16 protein-coding genes are annotated in these 22161 nt (G+C 53.2%); 9 read left to right on the top strand and 7 right to left on the bottom strand.

Annotated elements, in window-relative coordinates; all coding sequences use genetic code 11:
* Positions 1-2: 2 nt before the first annotated feature.
* From CRO08_RS10190 to CRO08_RS10180, 3 genes are all read right to left on the bottom strand, one after another.
* The gene (locus tag CRO08_RS10190; RefSeq protein WP_255252318.1) at positions 3-2102 is read right to left on the bottom strand and encodes a family 43 glycosylhydrolase; all 2100 of its coding nucleotides are present in this window, start codon (positions 2100-2102) and stop codon (positions 3-5) included.
* Positions 2103-2289: 187 nt separating this feature from the next.
* Positions 2290-3639 carry a LamG-like jellyroll fold domain-containing protein gene (locus tag CRO08_RS10185; RefSeq protein WP_097036108.1) on the bottom strand — a complete coding sequence of 450 codons (1350 nt, stop codon included), beginning with the start codon at positions 3637-3639 and terminating at the stop codon, positions 2290-2292.
* 14 nt (positions 3640-3653) lie between these two features.
* Positions 3654-4511 (bottom strand): TIGR02147 family protein, encoded by an 858-nt coding sequence (locus CRO08_RS10180; RefSeq protein ID WP_097036107.1) that lies wholly within the window; start codon positions 4509-4511, stop codon positions 3654-3656.
* A 299-nt stretch (positions 4512-4810) separates the two neighbouring features.
* Between CRO08_RS10180 and CRO08_RS10175 the strand changes: the two genes are divergently transcribed.
* The 4 genes from CRO08_RS10175 (at position 4811) to CRO08_RS10160 (ending at position 12954) form a co-directional block, all read left to right on the top strand.
* Entirely contained in the window at positions 4811-7402 is a 2592-nt protein-coding gene (locus CRO08_RS10175) for a carbohydrate-binding protein (protein WP_097036106.1), read from the top strand.
* Positions 7403-7596: 194 nt separating this feature from the next.
* Positions 7597-9321, top strand: a complete 1725-nt coding sequence (locus tag CRO08_RS10170; RefSeq protein ID WP_255252317.1) for a GDSL-type esterase/lipase family protein — start codon at positions 7597-7599, stop codon at positions 9319-9321.
* Between the two features lie 9 nt (positions 9322-9330).
* Complete coding sequence (locus CRO08_RS10165) at positions 9331-11217, top strand: GDSL-type esterase/lipase family protein (protein WP_097036104.1); 1887 nt, start codon at positions 9331-9333, stop codon at positions 11215-11217.
* A gap of 93 nt (positions 11218-11310) precedes the next feature.
* Complete coding sequence (locus CRO08_RS10160) at positions 11311-12954, top strand: SGNH/GDSL hydrolase family protein (protein WP_255252316.1); 1644 nt, start codon at positions 11311-11313, stop codon at positions 12952-12954.
* Between the two features lie 108 nt (positions 12955-13062).
* Here CRO08_RS10160 and CRO08_RS16565 read toward each other — a convergent pair whose 3' ends face one another.
* Positions 13063-13206: a hypothetical protein gene (locus CRO08_RS16565; protein WP_255252315.1), complete on the bottom strand. Its 144-nt coding sequence runs from the start codon at positions 13204-13206 to the stop codon at positions 13063-13065.
* 564 nt (positions 13207-13770) lie between these two features.
* Between CRO08_RS16565 and CRO08_RS10155 the strand changes: the two genes are divergently transcribed.
* From CRO08_RS10155 to CRO08_RS10140, 4 genes are read left to right on the top strand one after another with little or no spacing between them, the layout of a single operon-like run.
* Positions 13771-14490: a hypothetical protein gene (locus tag CRO08_RS10155; protein ID WP_141398323.1), complete on the top strand. Its 720-nt coding sequence runs from the start codon at positions 13771-13773 to the stop codon at positions 14488-14490.
* Between the two features lie 27 nt (positions 14491-14517).
* Entirely contained in the window at positions 14518-14970 is a 453-nt protein-coding gene (locus tag CRO08_RS10150; RefSeq protein WP_141398322.1) for a hypothetical protein, read from the top strand.
* Between the two features lie 18 nt (positions 14971-14988).
* Entirely contained in the window at positions 14989-16275 is a 1287-nt protein-coding gene (locus CRO08_RS10145) for a hypothetical protein (RefSeq protein ID WP_141398321.1), read from the top strand.
* A gap of 39 nt (positions 16276-16314) precedes the next feature.
* Positions 16315-16704, top strand: coding sequence for an RDD family protein (locus CRO08_RS10140; protein ID WP_097036100.1), 390 nt, complete (start codon positions 16315-16317; stop codon positions 16702-16704).
* Here CRO08_RS10140 and CRO08_RS10135 read toward each other — a convergent pair.
* Complete coding sequence (locus tag CRO08_RS10135; RefSeq protein ID WP_097036099.1) at positions 16691-19447, bottom strand: TIGR02171 family protein; 2757 nt, start codon at positions 19445-19447, stop codon at positions 16691-16693. The two genes, CRO08_RS10140 and CRO08_RS10135, sit on opposite strands and share 14 nt — an antisense overlap.
* A gap of 94 nt (positions 19448-19541) precedes the next feature.
* Positions 19542-20525, bottom strand: a complete 984-nt coding sequence (locus tag CRO08_RS10130; protein ID WP_097036098.1) for a MoxR family ATPase — start codon at positions 20523-20525, stop codon at positions 19542-19544.
* Positions 20526-20620: 95 nt separating this feature from the next.
* On the opposite strand from CRO08_RS10130, the gene CRO08_RS10125 reads away from it, so the two are divergent.
* Complete coding sequence (locus CRO08_RS10125) at positions 20621-21253, top strand: hypothetical protein (RefSeq protein ID WP_097036097.1); 633 nt, start codon at positions 20621-20623, stop codon at positions 21251-21253.
* Between the two features lie 39 nt (positions 21254-21292).
* Here CRO08_RS10125 and CRO08_RS10120 read toward each other — a convergent pair whose 3' ends face one another.
* Positions 21293-21970 (bottom strand): hypothetical protein, encoded by a 678-nt coding sequence (locus tag CRO08_RS10120; protein WP_141398320.1) that lies wholly within the window; start codon positions 21968-21970, stop codon positions 21293-21295.
* Between the last annotated feature and the right edge of the window lie 191 nt (positions 21971-22161).

Raw genomic sequence — 22161 nt, 5'->3', positions numbered from 1 at the left:
TGTTAGCGATTCATCACCTTGAAGATGTACTTTCCTTTTGGCAGTCCCTGCAGTGACACTTCAGATTCCATGCGCACCGTCTTTCGAGCCATCAGCTGACCCAGCGGGTTCATCACGATGATTTCGTAATTACCGGGACGATCAAAATGGAAGGTATAGCCAGCAGCATTCGTCGTCATTTTGTAATTGGCTTTCAAAGATTTCGCCTGCGCAATCGCAGTCGTTCCGCTGCTGGAACTTTCCGGCGGAGTCACGCTGGAGCTAGATTCCATCGGAGCCGCGCTAAAACTAGATGCCGGCGGATTCACGCTAGAACTAGATACCGGCGGTTCGGCAATCTTGCCGAAGCGGATGTTGCCGACCAGCACTTCGCCGCTCATGCCGCTACCCGTGAGGTAGAAGTCCTTGACGCCCGAAAGCTTCTTGGTGGCAGAGCAGTTCACTTCGGTCCAGGCGCCGTTTGCGCAGCTCGAAGGAACAGTGCACTTGGAAAGTTCCGTACCCGAAGCAGAACCTTCGCGAATGCTGAGCGTTCCGCCGCTGCACTGCTGCAGTTCAACCTTGACTTCGGTGCTCCTGATGGAATCCGTCACCACGTTTTCGAAGATGGCGTAACCGCCGTTCTTGACGGCAAGTTTGTCATCGTTCGTGAGGCGCACCTTGATGCCGTTATCGAAGCCGTTGCCCGGAATGGTATCGCGAATCACGCGCAAGAAGTCGATGCGGTCAAGTTCCGCAAAATTCTGGTCGGGCTCCACCTCGATAAAGTTGCCACCGCGCTTGAGCGTCGCCGGAATCATCGCCACGGACTTTTCGGGGAAACTGCCCCAGGCACCCGTCTTCGGGAGCTTTACCGTCTGCGCCTTTCCATTCACCGTTACTTTATGCGTAGCATCATTATCGCCGCCGTTCGCGTAGCGGTAACGCATAATGTAGTCGCCCGCCTGCATAATGTTCATCGGCAAGCGAATCTTGGAACCCTTCGTATTGATGTAGCCCACGTATTCGCCGTTCGAGGCTTCCTTCGTGTAATTGAAGGTCAGGTCATCCGTCGCACCGCGTGTCATAATGCCGTGTTCCGCCTCGGCACTCAGGTAGCGCCCGAGGAAGGGCTGCCCCATTTCGGGCCAGTTGTCGTCGGTAAACACCAGGTCGCGAATGTGGATGTGGTTGTACTTGTCGCCGGTCAGGTCGTAGTAATGATGCACAAAGCGGATGCGGTTCAGGTCCTTGAAGGCCTCGCCACCGCCCGGGCCCACATAACGGCTGTAACGCTGCATCAGGATGGTTCCGCCGCCCTTGTTGAGTTCCTTGCCGCTGCGGTCCTTGTAGGTTCCGTTCACCTTGTCGGCGCGGCCCATGGCCGTCTTGTAAGTGGTCTGTTCGATTTCGTTACCCTGCTTGCAGCACACGTCCCAGGCCGTGAACAAGAAATACTGGCCGCCGTGCTCGATGAGGCTCGGGCCTTCGATACCCGTACCGCCGCGTGTCGCGATCTGGTAGTTGTTCTTGTCGTCGCTCGCCTGCTTGCCCGTCTTGGGGTCCAGCTTGATCAAGCGGATACCGCCCGCATTCCACGAACCGTACGTCATCCAGTACTGACCATCGGGAGTTACCACCACATCGGCATCAATCGCGTTGTAGTTGTTGCTGTTCGTGGTGCGCGTCACCTCGCCCTGGTCCGTCCATCCCTTCGCCGGATCCGAGAAGTTCAGGTTCGCGTTCGTCGTGACACCGATGGCAGACGTGCGCTGGCCAAAAACGGAGCCGCAGTAGAACACGCCGTACTGGTTATTGAAATGGAACAGGTCCGGAGCCCAGATGCCGTCGGTCTTGCCGCCCACGGCATTCTTGAGCCACTGCGGGCTATCCCTGAAAATCTGGCCCTTCGAACTCCACTTGACCATGTCCGTCGAGGTCCACATTGCCAGGTTGTTATTCGTGGACATAAGGATGTAGCCATTCTCGTCCCTGTACATGGAAGGGTCATGGCCCCCTTGACGCACGTCAGTTGCATACCACGACTGAGCGAACGCACCTTGGCCCGCAAAAGCGAGCGTGAAAATTGCCGCGGACACCACTCCGCGAGAATTCAATCCCATCACACCAAACATATTTATCTCCCTTTTTTACTATAAGGTTTACTACTTTAAATATACGTCTAATTTTATTAAAAGTCAATAGTTTTTACGCAATTTCAAACTAAATGATGTAATTTTTACAACACTTTACCTAAAAAAAGTCCACATTTCGCAAAAATACACCCCAAAAGGCGCCTTAAACACCCATTTATTCCTTTATAACCGCATATTGCAGGGCGTAGAAGAGCCGCATCCAGTTGTTGGACTGCGTGCCGTCGAAGAAGAACACCTCGTCGATACCGCCGCGGATACCGCCATAGCCGATTGCGGGGTTGAATGCAGCCGCAAAGCCCTCGCCCGCATCGAACTGCCTGGATTCCAGCAGCGTTCCGTCAATGAACGTAGTCACGCTATCGCCGTGAATTTTGAACGAGTAGTTGTGCCAGGTTCCGTCGAGCACCCCGTTCGCGCGACCCACGACCGTATTGTAAACGCCCGTGCGCGTATCAAGCCTGAGGTTCACCGCACCCGATGCTCCGCGCTTCTGCAACGTGAACCCCGTGCTGTCCTTCTTGGCAGAAATAATTTGTGCGTACTCGCCCACCTGCATGGAATCGACATTGAACCAGATGGAGAGCCCCATGTAGTAGCCGTCTTCGGAGAATGGCTTGAAATCGGGAATGTAGAACCATTTGTCGGTAGAATCCACCCAGCGGGAATTGCCAAGCACGGACGCAAGCTCGTTGCCGGTAGCGAGCGCCGCCTCGGAAGGTTCGAACGAGTCAAAATGTTCCACATGGCGCGCAAGCGCGAGGTCAATCCGGTCACTGGACTGGCACGATTCTACGATGTCAAGGGAAATCGCGCCATTCTCGTCGAAGGCGACCTGCGGCATCACGCCCCAATAGACAGCGGAATCAGAAGCCTTTGCCGTGGGGACATCCGCAAGTTCGGCGCGGCTGAGACGCACCATGTTGCCGTCAGCATCCAGCAGGCAGGGATTCTTCACATCCGGGAGCCGGACCGCGAAAGGCATATCCTCAAACACTTCATCCGACGAGGCCAAATCCACAAAACCCTCAGGAAGCACGAGCGCGACAGCGCCCTTGAATTCCGCATCCAGCGCACGGTCGATATTCGTGGAATTTTCCTCAACGTTCCAGGATACCGCCACGGAACGCACGTCACCTTCCAGAGGGTGCACCGAAACGGATTCGTAATCGCCCACGGGCAGGCTATCGAGCGACATCACGCCCGACGCGCACTCGATCGAGGTCGCCACATGCCTGTAGTCCACCGTATCTACATACAAAGTATCGCCTACGGTATCGGCACTCGCCTTGAACACCACGACTGTATCGCCCGCGACAACATCCAGATTTTCGGTAGAAACAAGAATCCGTGCAAGCCCCTTGTTACCGGTATTCGTCTCAATCAAAATCCCCGCAGAATCCGTAGAAGACGTATTGCTGCAGGCCGCAAAGAAGGCGAGTACGCACACTGCGACAAAAGCGAACGCGAATCGCCCCGCATCAAAGATATTCCTAAAGCATCCCATAAACACCTCCCTCCCTACGCCTCGCCCGCACCGGACGGTTTATTGTTTTCGCGGATATTGCTGAACACGTGTAGGTTCACATGCTCCACGACGGTCGGCGTCTCGTTATCGGCCATCACGATCTGGCGCACCTGCGCCTTAAATTTTTCAGCAGCCTTCTCGACCTTCGCCTGCGCGGATTTCGACACCGCGAACGTGAACGTGGTCATGTCGCGGGATTCGCTCCCTTCGGATTCCAGTGCCTGCTTCGAGAGTTCCAGGCACTGCTTCTGGAACTGGAGCACCATCTGGCTCTTGCTCTGCTGCACCGTGGCAAGACTATCCTTCGTCGGTTTCCAAAACCCGCGTTCGTCCTTGCGCACGAGCGACATCTTCTGCATGAGTTCAAGGCTTGCCTTCAGGCGCTTCTCGGACACGGGCGGGAAAATCTTCGCCGCAAGTTCCGACACGTCGTCGCCCACATCCATCACCTCGAGAATCGCGTAGACAGTACTATTATACCAGTTGCCAAAGAACTCGTAACTGTCCGGGTCCACAATCGCCTGCGGGTTCTTGTTCAGGCGCATCATGGCATCGAACGCCGCCTCGCGCACCTGGGCAGTCTTTCCCTGGTCGAAATCGACCATCGCCTCGAAATACTTCGCCTCGTTTCCCTTGAGCCCGATAACGTTTATAAAACGCTCGCGCATGTTGTCGGTCACACGCTTGCCCTGCACCACGTCGTTGAAATAGCTGCGGGTATTCGGGAGCCCCAGCAAGTTGCAGAACTCGGTACGCGAAAACGATGGCTCCGCCGCCTGACGGCGCTCCTGGTATTCGGCCAGGAACTTGCGGAACTTGGTAAACTCGAAAATGTTTACGAAGGTATTCATGATATTAAATATACATAAAAATGTAGTACATGGTATAGTAAAAGTTAAAAATTTTCCCAGTACGGGACGCGTTCAAGCCCCGCCTCGGGGTGTTGACATTCGAAACAGGCGCAAAAAATGGCGAAAACGGGACATTTTTCGGCAATTTTTTGCAAATGTGGACATTTTATAGCAAATAAAAGCAATTTACCTTTGTAAAATTAGGTAAATTATTGAGAAAATGTAGACTTTTAATAAAAATTTGGATTATATTAATTTTCGGTACGATTTGTACCGCAACCCCTTCTAGGGAGGAAAATATGGTGTGTGGAAATAGGAAAAAGGCGCTTGCGCTCTGCGCGGCGCTATCTCTCGGGGTGACTGCCCAAGCATTCGCGGCGCCCCGGCAAATGGAAAACCTGAGCCGCGGTCTCGTGGCCGCGAACGTCGGAAAAGGCATGCTGGTCAGCTGGCGCCTGCTCGGGAGCGACGCCCCGAATACCGAATTCAACCTCTACCGTGACGGGACAAAGATTGCGACCATCGCAGGGAACGGCGCGACAAACTACCTCGACGCTTCGGGCAAGGCGACCTCCAAGTATACGGTCGCCGCGGTCTCGGACGGCAAGGAAGGCGCGCAGGCCGGGCTCTCGTTCGTGTTCGACAAGTCGGCCAATTCCGACGGCAAGAACATCCCGTACGCGACCCTCAAGCTTGACCGCCCGGGCGACCTCAAGATGCCCGACGGTTCCAGCTGCAGTTACACCTCGAACGACATGAGCGTGGGCGACCTGGACGGCGACGGCGAACTCGAGCTTGTCGTAAAGTGGGATCCGAGCAACCAGAAGGACAACTCGCAGAGCGGCTACACGGGCAACGTGTACATCGACGGCTACAAGATGAACGGCAAAAAGCTGTGGCGCATCGACCTGGGCAAGAACATCCGCGCGGGCGCCCACTACACGCAGTTCATGGTCTACGACCTGGACGGCGACGGCATCGCCGAAGTTGCCATGAAAACTAGCGACGGCACGGTCGACGGTACGGGCAAGGTCATCGGCGACAAGAGCAAGGATTACCGCACAAAGACCGGTACCATCATGAGCGGGAACGAGTTCCTGACCGTGTTCAACGGTAAAACCGGTGCGGCCATCACGACCATCGACTACGTGCCGGGTCGTAACGTCACCAAGAACTGGGGAGATACCTACGGCAACCGCAGCGAACGCATGCTCGCGGCCATCGCCTACCTCGACGGTGTACACCCGAGCCTTATCATGTGCCGCGGTTACTACACCAACGCCTACGTGGTGGCCTACGACTTTGACGGCAAGCAGCTCAAGCAGCGCTGGTACCACAAGTCCGAAACGAGAGGCCAGGGAATCCACGGCCAAGGCAACCACAACCTTTCCGTGGGCGACATCAACGGCGACGGCAAGGACGAAATCGTGTACGGTTCCGCGGCCCTCAAGTCCGACGGCACGCTCCTTTACCGCACGGGGCTCGGCCACGGCGACGCGCTCCACCTTTCGGACATGGATCCCGACCGCCCGGGCCTTGAATCGTGGGATGTTCACGAAGAAAAGTCCGCCACCTACACCGACGACTTCCGCGGCCCCGACGGCAAGATCATCTGGGGCACCAAGCAGCCGAACCCGGGCGTAGATAACGGCCGAGGCCTCGCCGCAGACATCGACGCGGACCATCGCGGATTCGAGATGTGGAGCAGCGCGGGCGACGGAGTGAAGAACGTGAAGGGCCAGAAGATTTCGGGCAGCAAGCCCTCGGTGAACTTCCGCATCTATTTCGATGGCGACCTGCAAGACGAACTGCTTGACGGTGCAATAGACAAGTGGAGCACCAAGGACAAGAAGGCGAACCGCTACTTCACCTACGGCAACGTGAACAAGTCCACCACGAACAACGGAACAAAGAAGAACCCGGGCCTCGTGGCCGACCTGTTCGGGGACTGGCGCGAAGAACTTGTTCTGCGCTCCGGCAGCGACGCTTCCATGATTACGATTTTCAGCACTCCGGTCAAGACGGATTATCGCGTGTACACCCTGATGCACGACCCGCACTACCGCGTGAGCATTGCCTGGCAGAACGTGGCATACAACCAGCCGCCGCACCTGGGCTACTACCTGCCCGACGCGGTGAAGAACCTGAAGCAGCCCTCCATTTACCTCGCAGGTGACGGCGCTGCCCCCGCGGTTGTTGACCCGGTGATCGTCGACCCTGTCACTCCCGAAGTTCCTGAAATCAAGCACGACATGACGAAGGAATCGTTCGTGGATGCATCCGCCCCGGCAGAAGGTAAAGGTACCTCCGAAGACACGAACGAAGGCTGGAAAGAGAAGGGCTACTACAACTTCGACAACGATGCGACGAGTTTTGCCACCTGGAAAGTGACCGCGAAGGAAGACGCGAAGACGACCATTTCCATCGTGTTCGCAAACGGCGGGAACGATGCCCGCGACATGAACCTCTCCGTAAACGGTGGCGAAGCGGTCAGCGTAAGCCTGCCTTCTACCGGCAGCTGGACCACCTGGCAAGAAGTCCAGGTTCCCGTGAACATCGTGAAGGGAGAAAACACGATCAAGCTCTCCTCCACCACGGAGAACGGCGGCCCGAACGTGGACGGTTTCTACTTCGGGGTGCCGGGTGTGACGCTCGCCTCTGCGGAAGGAACGACCGCCCTTGCGACAGGCGTGCAGAAGCTTGCCCGTGGCGGATATGCCGAAATCGAGATTTACAACATGGGTGGCCGCATCGTAGGGACCATCGCGAAGTTTGTCGCCGCGGGTGAGCCCGCTGTGGACCTCTCGCAGGAACCGCTCCCGAAGGGCAATTACCTTGTGCGCGTAAAAATCGACGGCAAGTACATCTCCAAGGGCATTTTTAAGAAATAAAGTTCCCTAAACGACTCGCTTCCGCGGCACGTTCATACGTGTCGCGGAAGCTCACTAAACTCTCACGTTTTTCGCCTTTTTTTCAAGAGGGCGCAAGGCGTCTTTTTGACTATTATCGGATTTCACAAAAAAGGGATTGGTTTAAAATGAACGGATTTTATTCAAAAATTTGGCAAGGCCTAGTGGCACTCTCCATGGTCTTGGCCCCGGCAGCCGTATGGGCGAAAGTAACCATCTACATGTGCGGCGATTCCACCATGCAGGACTGGAATGCAGGCTATTACCCCAAACAGGGCATCGGCCAGAATTTTGGATACTTCTTCGATTCCGGGCTCGCGACCGTCAAGAACTACGGTGCAGGCGGTACCGCCGCAGAAACTTACTACAACGGCGGGAAATGGACCCCGGTCAAGAACGCCCTCCAAAAAGGCGACTACGTATTCATCAAGTTCGGCATCAACGACCGCAACTACAGTTCCGAAGCCGGTTACCGCACCTACATGACCAAGATGATCAACGAGGCGAAGGCCAAGGGGGCCTACCCCATCATAGTGAATCCGGTACGCCGCAGCGATTTCCGTGGTAACAAACAGGATTCCATTTACGAATCCTACCACAATTACCCGATTATCGCACGCGAACTTTCGAAGAAGCTCAACACGCCCATCATCGACATGGACACCCTGAGCCGCAACTACCTGCTTTCCGTAGGCCAGTTCTACGCCCACCATTACCTGAACGTGGTGCTCGACAAGGGCGAATACAGCAACTACGCGAACGGGAACAATGACAACCTTCATTTCCAGCAGAACGGAGCCATCGCTTTCGGGCGCATCATTACCGAACAGTTGCGCGTACACCCGGACACACAAGTGAAAAAGCTTGCCGACTACCTGGCGCCCATGTACAAGGTAGACGTTAAAGTCAGCCCCGCAGGTTCCGACCAGGCAACGACAATCAGCTCCTATTACCCCAAGGGCATGACGGTAACGCTCAAGACCACCCCGAAATCCGGCAAGAAATTTCTCGGCTGGTATGACGGCAACGGCAAAAAGGTAAGCGGGAACGCGAATACCACGGTAAAATCAGACAAGATATACACCTTCGTCATGGGTTCTGCCAGCACGCAATACACCGCAGTTTATGAAGGCGGCACCGCAGAAAAATATACCGGCGACGGCAAGGCTTTGACAAGTTTCCCGACAGGGACGCCGAAAAAGCTTTCCGACGTGACTTACTCCGTAGACACTACCGCGAAAGACACCGTCCAAGAAGAAGAAAAGCATATAAGCCTAGACATCAAGAACTTTATCGACGCCGCCAATCCCGATACGGGAAACGGCGCCACCGAGGCAAACCACGAAGGCTATACAGGCAACGGTTTCTTCAATTTCGAAAACGCGCTGAATTCTACCGCCGAATACAAGATGAAGTTTCCCTCTGCAGGCTACGTGACTATGGGAATCCGCTATTCCTTTGCCGGCACCGAAGAGCGCTCGCTGAACGTGTACCTCGACCACGATTATATCGTGAAGTTCAAGCCCACGGCAGATTGGGACACCTGGGATACCGCCTACGTGGATCTAGACCTCATCAATGGCGAAGGAATCCTCAAGTTCATTTCCATGACCGAAAACGGAGGGCCGAACATAGACGCATTCGGGTTCAGCGTCGACGGCGTGGAACGAATCGTTCCCGAAGTCGAGACAACATCCCTGAAAGGCAACATTCTTTCTGTCTCGAAAAACGAAAACACGAGGATAGATGTTTTCGACATGTCGGGCCGTCTGGTCGCCCGCAAGCTCTCCGGCAGCAACAACATAGACCTGTCCGACATCGTCCAGGCAAGCGGAATCTACCGCATTGTCGTCCGCAACGGGAAACACAAATTTAGCGCCACCTGGGCAAACATAAAATAAGGAGCCCGCATGAAGAGTCTTTTCAAATACGCCATCGTGGCGGGCCTGTTTGCAAGCCTTGCCGTGAGCGACACCACATCCTTCACCATCCATGTCATCGGGGACTCTACGGTCTGCAACTACAAGGATTCCGCATACCCGCAAAAAGGCTGGGGCCAGGTACTGAACAACTTCTTCGACGCCTCCCGCGTGAAGGTAAACAACGTGGCCATTGGCGGGCGCAGTTCCAAGAGTTTCATTGTGGATGGCCGCCTAAAAAGCCTCGAGCCCAACATCCAGAAAGGGGATTTCGTGTTCGTGCAGTTCGGGCATAACGACCGCACCGCAAACAAGCCGGAACGCTACGTGCCCCAGGATTCCTTCCCGTATTACATGAAGCAGTACATCACGACGGCGCAAAAGCGCGGGGCAACCCCGGTGCTGGTTTCTACCGTCACCATGAGCGGGTCGCGCAACGTATTTTCTACCGGAAGCAACAACTACGATTCCCGCGGCATGATGTTAAAGCTTGCGAAGGATTACAAGATTCCCTTCGTAGACTTGAACATGAAATCCTACAATACCTACAACAATACATACAAGGGAATGATGGATTCGTATGTCAAGAAATTCCTTTACATGCAACTGGACGCAGGACTTTACCCCAACTACCCTAACGGCAGTAATGACGGGAATACGCACTTCCAGGAAATGGGCTCCATGGGCCACGGCACCATGATTGCAGAAGAACTGGAAAGGGGCGTAAACGACACCTTCCTTTCGCCCGAATCAAAGGCAGAACTCACAAAGCTCGTTTCGGCGTTGCGCCCCCGCTACAAGGTGACCGTAAAGGCGAACATCGCGACAAAGGGCGCTATCACGCAGGACCAGAGTTTCCCGGGAGGTTCCCCCATGACCCTTCGGGTGGCCCCCGCAAGTGGCGAGACTTTCGAATACTGGGCAGACGAAAACTGCAAGAAGATTTCGTCCAACAAGCTCTACTACGGTTTCAAGACGCCTAATCACAACACGACCTACACCGCCATGTTCAAGGGCGGCTCCGCCTGTGTCGCCAATTCAGCCACAGAAAACGAAAGTTCCAGTTCTGTAGCGCCCGAATCTTCCAGTTCCGAAATTCCGCAATCCAGTTCTGCCGTCGTAGAATGTTCCAACCTCAAGGGAATCAAGGCTTGGCCTTCACCCATCGACATGGCAAACCCGGACAAGGGAGACGGCACCACCGACACGAACCACGAAGGCTACGTAGGCAAGGGATTCTTCAACTTGACCAACGACATTTCCAGCACAGCTACGTACAAGCTCACTTCCGACAGGTCAGCCACCAACGCACGGGTTATGGTGCGCTACGCTTTTGACGGAACCGAAAACCGCGACATGAAAATCAAGATCGACGCCGTCACCTACGATATAAAGCTGCCCCCTACCGGCGGCTGGGATATCTGGGACACCGCCTACGTGGACGACGTTTGGCTCGACGCCGTAGATTTTGACATGGTCCTCTATTCCACAACAAATAACGGAGGCCCCAACGTTGACATGGTGTCCTTTACCAACGAGGCCGTACACCGGGTCGGTTGTCCCGTCGCCGAAGTACTCAGGGACTCTAGCGGCACGCAGGATTCCGAAACGGGCACCGCCATCGCCGCCACCATGCAAAAGAACCAAACGGCTTTCGACCCCCGGAACCTCACCTTCCGTTCCGCCGGCGGCTTGGCACACATACAAATCATGAATGCGCTCGGCAAGACTGTTGTTGACGCGACCCGCATGGTTTCGGCCGGCAGCACAGCACTCCTGCAAGGAGGCGCCCGACTTTCGGCCGGTCGCTACTACCTGCGCGTAGAACTCGACGGGAAAATCGCCATTTTGGCGCATTTTGCGGTTTCGAGGGAATAATTTAAAAAAAAATTGAAATTTTTCTTGCTTTTTTAAAAATTTTATAGTACATTTTGTAGTACAAACACAAACGCGTGTAAAAGGGATGTTATTATGGATTACAAAACTGAAATCAAGGGCTACGACACCCTTGTCAAAACCGCCACGATGGTGACTGTCGCAGCGCTTCTGGCCGCATTCTCTACGGCAGACGCCGCCGAAAACTACAAGTTCGACTTCGGCGAGGGCCCGGTTGCCGCGGGCTACACGCAGGTCAAGGCCAACACCAAGTACAGCGACTCGCAGGGTTTCGGTTTCGAAAGCGGGACGGTTTCTTCGGTAGACCGTCTGTGGGACGACGACCTCACCACGGATTTCCTGACGGCGAAGGGCGACATGGTTTTCTCGGTAGCTCTCCCGCAAGGCAATTACGAGGTGACGTTCATTCTCGGTGACGGCGAGAACGAAAGCGAAACCACCGTATGGGCCGAAAACCGCAAGCTCATGCTCGATCGCGTCACCCTCGCCGGCGGCGTGTTCAGCAGGCAGACCGTTTCGCTCAGGCGCATGGAAACAAAAAGCATGGACGGCTCGGTGACCATGAGCATCAAGGACCGCGAAAAGGATTACCGCACCTGGGACAAGAAGCTCACCTTCGTCATCAGCGGCAAGGCGCCCGCCGTCGCAGGAATCGAAATCAAGCGTAACGACAACGTGACCACGCTCTGGCTCTGCGGAAACTCCACCGTGGTCGACCAGATTATGGCACCGTGGGCGGGCTGGGGCCAGATGGCCCCGGGATTTTTCAAATCCAGCCTTGCCATCGCGAACTACGCCGAATCGGGCCTTACCGCCAGCGGGTTCTACAGCATGAAGCGCCTCGCAAAGATCCTCTCCGAGGTCAAGAAGGGCGACTTCGTGACCGTGCAGTTCGCGCATAACGACCAAAAGAACCAAAACGACGTGAACAACTACGAAACCACCCTCACCAAGTACGCAAACGAAATCAAGGCGAAGGGGGCCACTCCGCTGTTCGTGACATCCACCGCAAGGCAGAACGAAACCGACCCGAAAACAGCCGTGGGCGGGCTTCCCGAACGTATGCGCGCCCTCGGCAAAAAACTCGGAGTCACCGTGCTCGACCTGAACCAGCACAGCATCACGCTCGGCAAGGCGCTCGGAGGCAACAAGGAAAAAATGTACATGTACACCGCGAGCGACAAGACGCACTTCTGCGAATACGGCGCCTACGAACTCGCCCGCGCGAATATCGAAGAAATCAAGGCGAAGGTGCCCGAACTCGCCAAGCACCTGCGCGACGATCATGAAGCGTTCGATTCCAGCAAGCCCGACCCGCTCGACGTCCTCACACGGGCAAAGACGCCCATCACCGATGGCGGCCTGATTCAGGTGGAGCCGGAGTCCAGCAGTTCCGAAGAAACGGATTCTTCTTCAAGCGCAGAAATCGCCGGACCGGAATCGTCCAGTGCGGAAGGAACCGAGGGCATCACCGCAGCCGAATCCATGATGCAAAGCAACGCCATCAGCGGGCGAATCGACGGTAGCACGCTCCGTCTCGAAGGCATCGACGGCGGCGCACACGACATAAGCATCTTCGACATGCAGGGCCACCGTATCGCGGAATTCCGCGCCGTGCAGGGGAACGAGCTTCACATATCCCTGCGGCAAGGCGCATACCTCGTCAAGGTTACGCAAGGCAACAGGACTCTCGGTTTTTTCAAAGCCGTAAGGCGATAACTCTCTCGCAACAACACACCTCCAAAAAATCCCCGGCCGATTGGTCGGGGATTTTAGACTTTTGAGAATGACTGCGCGGGTTTAATGCACCAAAGATGACCACGAAGTTTACGGAACCTCAACAGAATCCAGAATCTTCTGCACAACGGTTTCGGCAGAGACTTCTTCCGCTTCGGCCTCGTAGTTCAGGATAATGCGGTGGCGGAGCACTTCCATCGCGACGGCCCGCGGAAAACCGCCTATAGGCTGCAAAATAACGCCCGCAAGCCTCGGAGCAGCCGTCTAGGAGCGGGAAAAACGCATCTATTTACATACTAAAACACCAAAAAAGTTCAATTAGTATGCAATCCGTAATCGGCATTCACAGACCCAACATACCAATTTTCCCGAAGCAATGTTTTAGTATGTAAAAAACAGCCAAAACACAGACAAACTAAGCAAAAATCACCCTATTTTCGTCACCCGCGACCCCATTTGGGACACTTTTCGCTCTTTCGCAACCTTTTTTACATACCAACCACCACTATTTACGTCTTTGGTATGTAAGCCCCCGCAAAAACAGACGTTCAAAAGTCAAAAAAAATGCTATCCAACTGCCGCCTAAAGCATCAACTCGTTTTTTTGGCACACACTTTGTATATTTGGGACACATAAGCGTTGATATTGTCCGTTAAAACGGCGTATCAGCGCTTTTTTGTTTCACAGAAAAAAGGAACGGAAATGGCAGACCAACTCATTCAAATCGCCAACGAGCGGATTCAGCAACTGATCGCACTGAAGGCTAAACTCCCCAAGGGAAAGCAACCCACAGGAAGATTGCGAGTCATAACCAACCATGACCGGTCGCAATACTATCTCGTAGACAAGGGCAGCAACTCTAACGGAAAATACCTCCCCCGCAAGGAACGACGCAGGGCGGCGGCAATCGCGCAACGCGATTACAACGCGGCTGTTGCAAGCATCATCGGCAGGCAAATCATCGCACTCAACAACCTGACGGAGAATTACCATCCCGAAGAAATCGACACCGCGTTCACGGGGCTACACCCCGGCCGCCGCCCCCTTGTGACGCCCGTCCGCGAACCCGACGAGGATTTCATTGCCCGATGGCGGCACCTCCCCTACACCGGCAAGCCTTTCGAAATCAACGCACCCGAATTCTTCACGAGCACGGGCGTGCGCGTCCGCTCAAAATCCGAGATCATCATCGCGGACGCCCTCGACCGCGCGGGCATCCCATACCGCTACGAATTCCCCGCAAGCATTAAGGGCTGGGGCACGCTCTACCCGGACTTCACCTGCCTCGACGTTCGCACCCGCAAGGAAATCATCTGGGAGCACTTCGGCCTGATGGGCGACACTGACTACACCGAAAACGCCGTGCAGAAAATCTCCCGATACGCCGCCACCGGCTACATCCTCGGCAAGAACTTCATCGCCACCTTCGAAAGCGGCAACACCCCTCTCTCCGTCAAGCAGGTGCAGGCATACATCAAGACGATTTTCAAACAGGACGCCCACCGCCAACAGAATTAAACTATTATTCTTCTTGAGATGAAATCGGTGCCGAAAACAATCCTCTTTCTGGCATGCTACATATACGCAGAGCCAGCACTGCATTTTCACGGGCAAAAGTGCGACATATCGTCGGAGCCTTCCCTGCAAAAGGAAAACCAGGCGATTGACGATTCCCTGTACGCCCGTTGGAGCAAAGGCGAATTTGTCATCCCGGAAATAGCAGACCTTTGCGGATGCTTTTGCGTAATCAATGACGAGCATTGCTGCTACGACGACGCCATCTCCATTACGTCCGCTCACGATATCGGCGAAAAATTCTGGCTCTTTGACTATTGCGGAATCGAGGATTCCACTGCAGTGATGTCAGACAACCTAAGCTCCGGACCAGCATATACCATTCTCGTCCCCAAAACGGCCCTTTGGAAAAAGATAAAGGATTTCAAGAAACACGCCCATAAAATCCAAAAAGATTGCTTGAAACTCCGCAAAAAGAAGTAATCCGAAAAGCGAGGTAACATGAAAAAGTTGCTTATCCTAGCCACAACTTGCGCCATGGTATCTGCCGCATTCGCGCAGAACGCAAAATCCGCAGGCATCACCGATACCGACGTAAAGAGTTGGGCCAAGAACTACAAGCAAATTCAGAACGAGTTCAGCGATGCAGGCATCTCCCTCGACGAAGCGGGCTTCTCGCGCGACGACATCGCAACCACAAGCAAGCAGGACAAGGCGAAGGCCGAAACTATCCTGCAGAAGTACGGTATCGCGGCACCGAACCGCCTGAACAAACTTGCAATGATAAACCAGTGCGCATCGCTTGTCATAGCCGAAACGAACATCGATGCGAACACGATGGCGACACTCAAGCAGATGGGAGTTGACCCGTTCGCCGAACTAAAGCAGAACACCAACCAGAAAGACTGCAAGGTCGTGAAGGCAAACGAAAAGGCAGTCATCGCCGCGATGAACGGGATAGACGATCCTGCAAGCAATGCAACTGCAACTAACACAACTGCGGGCGCCGCACAAGCAGGTGGCTCGCCCTCCACAAATGCTTCCGCAATCAACGCCGGAAATTCCAACGGCATACCTAAAGACTACGCAGAAAGCATTGTCACGCAGATGCGCGCAAGCGACCCCAGCATGACCGACGAAGACGCCGAAATAATGGCTCAGACAATGAGAAAGCAGCCCAGCTACGCGATACAGCAAGCCCAGTGGGAATCGCAACAGCGCGCGGTTGCAGACGAAGCACAGAAGAGCGCACAGACGGCCGATGCAGAATACAAGCAAATCGAAGAAACGGCAGTCAAGTTCCGGAACGCCATTGAGGAATTCAGCAAGAGCAAGGGCGACTGCGGGCTCATCTACAAGAAGATGGACAAGGCAAGCGCCGCAAAGTACGTAAAGAAGGCTCCACAGGAATGGGAAACGCTCATGATTCGGGTAGATTCCGACGTTCTCGCGCTCATCGGCATCAAGGACAGGAAAAAAGTTGAGTTGACCTTCGACTGGGAAGAGCCCAAGATTACGAAGATGGCAATCGGTGGCACCGGCTACGCCGCATCCAATGTCGAAACAACGGAAACAAGCAAGAGCATTCCCATCACCATTACCAACATCGAAATGTACGAGACATCCGACAAGAGCAGCACGGCAAGGGAATATGTCATCTCGACAAAGGAAGGCAAGGTCATTCACCTCTGGCAGAAATGGGACAATGAAAAGGTGACAAGCAGCGTCAACTTCAACGGACTGAAGAATGCCTCTAGTTGGAGCTGGGATGAAACCGGCGGGAACTAAAAAAGAAAACTAAATTTCAAGTACAAAAAAGGAAACAACATGGACTCCAAAAGACTCGGCGCAACCATCATCGACTTTGTCATAGCGGCCCTAATAAACAACATCCCGTTCTTCTTCCTGATTATCCAGCCGACCATGCAGGGCAACGCTCCCAAAGATCCTGCCGAACTTATGTCAAGGGCGCTTATCTCAAGCATGATCGCCATGCTCTACCTTATCTTCCGCGACCTGCCAAGCAGCGGCAGCATCGGGAAAATGATAATGAGATTGAAGGTTGTCGATGCCGAGACAAAGGCGCCAGTTTCTGCAGGCAGAAGGATCCTGCGCAACATTCCCTGGCTATTGAACTGGATCGAGATATTCGCGTTCATCATCACGAGAAAACGCATTGGCGACAGAATCGCCAAGACAGATGTCATCGCGAAATAACATTTAGCAGCGAATCTAATCGGACAGACAATTGTTTCGCGCCAGCAACACTCAGATGGTCGCAATCGTTCGTCATTGCATCCGTGTAGTCATGTGCTCCGAATTTATTCTCGTCCATCAAGACGAAATGAGGATACACATTCGCTAACGAATCAAAATACGCAGCTACTTTCATCGCAAGGCTTCTACTAACTCCATGCCGTCCATAACTTCCCGTATTAGCATATTCTGGAGATTGCGGGAAAATCAACCCAACTATTTTAAACCCTTTGTCCTGCGTACTATCAATAAAAGCAGTCAAGCTGTCAATACTTTTCATAAAACGTCGGTACTCACCCTCTCGCATAATCGAGTCCCGATCAATTATAGGTTCATCCCCCCAACCATGTGATTCCTTCTTAAGCAATCCGCGCGTACTAACATAGAGCAACGAATCTTCGCTCGTATATGGGACATTCGCATCAACAACCCGCACAAAGTTTTCTGGCACTCCATCCTTCCAGAAGTTATGGTTCTTATCATAAAAGTATCCCGATGCTTGCCCTAATGCAGTTTGATTTCTGGCATTCAATGACTGATTCATCAAATCATACGATATTTCGAATATTAAATATTTCAAATTCCTTGTATGCGGCACGAAATAGTTTTCCATCAAATAGAGACCAGCCCATATATCTCCGCCTGGATATCCAAAATTAAGCGCCTGTTTCGAAATATATGCGGGATCAAATCCACTTTCCGTGCGAGAACTACCTACAGCAATCACCTCCAAGGAATCATGCATATCCCAGAACATCCGCATTTTCAGCCCTACAGTTCTTAAGCCACCCTGATAAATAGGGTCCCAATACATGCCGGCACTGTCCAAGTCAAAATAGCCATCACCGAAAGGAACTTCCGACATCACCCATAAATTTGGATGCCATAACTCCTCGCCTTCAACCAAATCCACCACACTAGAATCAAGAACATTCACTAGTACAAGTTTTACGTGTTCACCTTTTGCATTAACTAGCGCAGTCACCACCCAATTATCACGATCGACCCATTCCGGATGGTCAAACGAATATCCTTTCGGTGCTGGAATTGCATGTATCAACTTTCCGGTACTATCAACAACTAGCAGCCGTTCGTGTACACCATACTTCTCGTTAGCAAACGCCCTTCCCACATCACCGCCAAAATCAAGAAAAAGCGTTTGATTATTTCCATCCTTCGAAAGCGATGCATTACACGCCTGCGCACCACCATACCAGATTTCATCCTTACCATTTCTATGCACACGAAGGCGGCGCGCACCTGAAACAGCATAGCGGTCAGCCAGTGACACACCCCCGTGATAGGCACCCACCAAAATTTTCTCCGGTTTCCCGAACTGCTCATTTGAAAAAGGAACCATCCATGTTCCACTCGCAAAAAAATCAGCGTCATTGCTATTGTCACCGGCATTATCAACATAAACGATAGAGGTATCTCCATATTCACTTACATACCAACGAGGAATTGCCGCATTCTCCACGTCAAGTTTGACAAGCCGACCGGCCGCATTCAGGCTCCTCACATATACCGAAGATGGGCCACCGACACCTTCCATCCCCGTACAAAAAGCGACCTTATTGCCATCTGGAGAAATTTCCGGGTGATAAACAGGCACACTATCAGGAATCTCAACAACACCAGGCATTCCTCCATAAAAATCCACATACGCCAAATTACCCGACTTATCGTTCCTAAACGCAAGTTTCGAATGGACGGTTCCCATTTTTTGACGAATATCCGAAGAAAATGTTTTCAATGTCACAGGATTCAAAGCGACATCACCACCAGCATCCAGCCAAGTGGCATGCGGAATTTTTCCAAAAGCAAGACGAAAGCCCATATACGACGAAAAAGCCGAAGCCTGCACCGGATAGACATCCTTCCTGCCACCTAAGTCCATGTCGTTCGCCGACTGATACACAGAACCTCCCTTTACCACCTTCTCAAGCAAGGTGTTCCCCGCTAGCGCTCCCATGCTGCTCGCGATAGTAGCATCAACAATATCGCCAGCCCAGTCATTTGTCAGTTCAAGCACGTTTCCTGCCAGGTCACAAAAGCCTAGCGAATCCGGGAAAGCGCAAGGCGCATGAATCTCGTAATTCGAATTCGACGAATTCCAACTATACCGCCAAGGATTCCACGACAGCGATGCAGCCATCACCCATTCTGCCTCCGTTGGCAAGCGGAAACCATCCACATCCGTACGAACCGCAAGGCCCTCCAGATTCACGAAATGTGAACTCGAGTTAAATAATTGCCGGTGATAGGTATAAACTGTATCATAACCAAGCGATTTACTGTAGGCATTTGCAAAAAGCACTGCATCATAATATGTCACATTAGTCACTGGCAAGTCGTCTTGCGCACAATCCAAAACGAAATACCAATCTTCTTCCCTAGCGACAGCATCAAATTCTCCACACGTCACTTCGTGAATTCCAAGCGAATAATCATAATCCAATTTTACCCGCATCCGGCCATCGCCCAACAGGACATACACCCCGTTAGGCGCGACACGCATCATTCCCGGCCTAAGGGAATCGACCGATATCACAGGCACCTTGACCGAGTCAACTGCCAGGATGCCCGCATTTTCGCCGGGATCCTCCACACATTCCATCTGGGAATTCGAGCACGCCCCCAAAAGCGCCAAAGCGAGAATGGCGCTATTCAGCGTAAACAATAGGGGCAGCCGAGATTTCATGTTTTTAAAATAGAAAAAGAACGCCCCGATAAGAGACGTTCTTTTTTCAAATGATTTCTGCGCGGGTTTAATGGGCCAAAGATGACCGCGAAGTTTACGGAACCTCGACAGAATCCAGAATCTTCTGCACCACAGTCTCGGCAGAGACTTCTTCCGCTTCAGCCTCGTAACTGAGGATTATGCGGTGGCGGAGCACTTCCATGGCGACGGCCTTCACGTCTTCGGGCGTCACGTAGGCGCGGCCCTGGATGAACGCATGAGCCTTAGCAGCCTGGGCAAGGCCGATGGATGCACGCGGAGAGGCGCCCACTTCCACAAAGCCCACCAGGTCGCTACGCTTGATGCTGCCCGGATCGCGGGTCGCAAGCACCAGGTTCACGATGTATTCGCGCACGCGTTCGTCCACGTACACCTGCTTCACCAGCTGGCGGGCGACGAGGATATCTTCTTTCGTGGCGACAGCCTGCGGCTGACGGAGCCCCGCACCGGCAACAGCGTCCAGAATCTTCATTTCGTCAGCCTTGTTCGGGTAGCTGACCTTCACCTTCAGCAAGAAACGGTCCACCTGGGCTTCGGGCAGCGGGTACGTACCTTCCTGCTCAATCGGGTTCTGCGTGGCAAGCACCAGGAACGGCTCGTCCAGCTTGAACGTCTCGTCACCGATGGTGATGTGGCGTTCCTGCATCGCTTCAAGGAGGGCGCTCTGCACCTTCGAAGGAGCACGGTTGATTTCGTCGGCGAGCACCAGGTTCGTAAAGAGCGGGCCCTTGCGGGTCTCGAACTTCGCTTCCTTCGCGTTGTAAATCGTGGTACCCAGCAAGTCGGCCGGCAACAGGTCGGGAGTGAACTGGATGCGCTTGAAATCTAGCGACACGGCATCGGCAAAAGCCTTCACCGCAGTCGTCTTGGCAAGGCCCGGCAGGCCTTCCAGCAGCACGTGACCGTCGGCCAAGATACCCGTCAGAATGCTTTCGACCAGAGCCTTCTGGCCAATCACCGTCCCTTCCACTTCGCGCAGCAAATTCATGCAAAAAGCACTCTGCTGTCTAACCTTTTCCGAAAGTTCCTGAATATCCATTTAGTTAACCTCTATGATTTTTACGGACATTAAAATACAAAAATTGCCCCGAAAAAAGCAAATTCTCCCCTTTTAAGTTACATTTATTGCAAAATATGGCACATTTTACCGAAAAAGATCTCAAAATTTACGAGGAAAAAATCCTCAAGCAGCCGCAGCCCCTGCCCGACAAAAAGGGATTTAAGCAGTTCCTGATACTCTTCGGAATCGTATTCGCAATTTACGTTCTCGTTTTACTTCGCGGACCACGCGGCCGCCTTGAAGACGGTTTACTGTTCACCATCGCTAGCGACCCTTCCATTACCAAGAACCTTGAACTATGGCTCATTTTCGAATTTGCCAAGTTCCTCCCCGCAATCGGGATTTTCATCTGGTATTCGACATGCATCCCCTTTTTCAATAAGCACATCTGGAAAGACAAGGATCCGTCAGCGAACCTCCCTCCCGAAGAATTCTGGCTCAGGAACTTCAAGATTGCCCTAAGCATCGCATCGTTCCTTTTCTTCTTTTCCCTAGAAACTTTCACCCGCGGGGAATACGACGGCCTGTTCTATTCCGGCCTGGGCCAGCCTGCATACATCATCGCGCTAGGCTACCTAGTCGCATCTACTTTGTACATCATCAACGCGTTCTTCCCCATAATCAAGAGACTCCGCCCCAAGTACGGCATAACCCTGCTCGCCTTCGCCGCAATCCTCGAAGCATGCGTTAAGAACTGCTTTTCGTAAAAGCATAAAAGAGATTTCCCGGCGACGAGAATATAGTCCCTACAAATACAGCCCTAATCGGACGTCGCACTTGACGCCGGCAAAATCGGCGTAGTTCATCCAGACGGCGCAACCGGCGCTCACCCCGTTAATCAGCACGTCCTCGTCTTCAATGATATTCTTGCGGCTTTGCAGGGTATGCTCGTAACGGACTCCCAGCGAATAGTGGAACAACGGTTCAACATAATCGTCGCTATCGAACGGCCAATAAGATGTCACGCCCATGCCGACTTCGGGCGCAATTTTCCAGATGCCGTTCATGTCGATTGGCGGCCTGTAGAATAATTCCCCATTGAGGAAGGACATCGACGCATTCGCTCCCCCGCCCATCATTGCGTAAAACTCGCCAAACCGAAAAACCAGGCCCACAGTAAGTTCCAGGCCAAACATGACCTCCCTATCTTCAGCGACGAAAGGCGCAGTCAAGGACAATCCCAAATATTTGTCCTTGTAGTTCCGGTTTTTCTCGTTCCACTTTTTCCTGGATTCCTTGAGTTCGCGCTCTCTTTTCTCGCCTGCACCTTTCTCGTCTGCCGCCTTTCTCCGCTGGCATTCCGTATCGTCCTTGTCGCAAGAAGTCGCCCAATCAGCAAGGCCCAAAATCACCTCCAGCACGGTAGGCTTTTCGTCTTCGCTATATGATTTTGAAGAACCCGCCCATGCCGGAAAAACGAGCATGCACACGCATGCCAGAACAATCCGCAAATTGTGTTTCGGCGAGAACATACCTAACCCCCATATTCATGAAGATATATTATCGCGCCTGAAAAAGGGCGTTGGTTATCTGCGAATTCAGTGCGTTCGTCGGGATTATAGATCCCCGCCTTCGCGGGGATGACAAGTAAAGCGACGGGGATGACTAGTAAAGC

The sequence above is a fragment of the Fibrobacter sp. UWT3 genome (assembly GCF_900230125.1).
Taxonomy (GTDB): Bacteria; Fibrobacterota; Fibrobacteria; order Fibrobacterales; family Fibrobacteraceae; genus Fibrobacter.
The sequence above is the reverse complement of the archived record's forward strand: the minus strand, read 5'-3'. Positions and strand labels throughout refer to the sequence as shown.